Source organism: Kitasatospora sp. NPDC058406 (assembly GCF_042722765.1).
In the GTDB taxonomy this organism is placed as follows: domain Bacteria; phylum Actinomycetota; class Actinomycetes; order Streptomycetales; family Streptomycetaceae; genus Kitasatospora.
This window is the reverse complement of the sequence record NZ_JBHXKE010000305.1, coordinates 1-442: the sequence shown is the minus strand read 5'-3', so window position 1 is coordinate 442 and position 442 is coordinate 1. Positions and strand designations below refer to the sequence as shown.

The following is a 442-nucleotide window of genomic DNA, read 5'->3' as shown; positions in this document are numbered from 1 at the left end:
GTGCCGCTCGACGCGTGGGGTGGCCGCTCCGGGGCCGCCGGGGGGGGGGGGCCCCCCCCCCCCCGGCCGCCCCCTCCTGCGACCACGTCAGGGTGGCGACGATGGAGCGGAACGCGTTGCGGTAGACGCTCGGGCTGCTGCCCGTGTACCGCTGGAAGTGGTGGCGGAGGTTGGCGGGCGTCCCCAGCCCCGTACGGGCGGCGATCCGGGCCACCGGCTCGTCCCCGCGCTCCAGGAGGCGCTGCGCCCGTTGGATGCGGGCGCGCAGGAGGTACTGGAGCGGCGGCAGGCCGGTCTCCGCCCGGAACCGGCGGGTCAGACCGCGGACGGTGAGCCCGGCGTGCCGGGCGATGTCGTCCAGGGTGAGCGGGCGGTCGAGGTGGGCCTCCATCCACCGAAGGGTCGGCCCGAGACCGGACCCGGAGGGTCCGGGCGTCCCCGG

General features: G+C 78.3%; 1 protein-coding gene. It reads right to left on the bottom strand.

Annotated features, from left to right (window positions below; translation table 11 throughout):
• Window positions 1-391 (bottom strand): helix-turn-helix domain-containing protein (locus tag ACFWOG_RS36520; RefSeq protein ID WP_380363698.1); only part of this gene is annotated, 391 nt, incomplete at its 3' end.
• Between the last annotated feature and the right edge of the window lie 51 nt (window positions 392-442).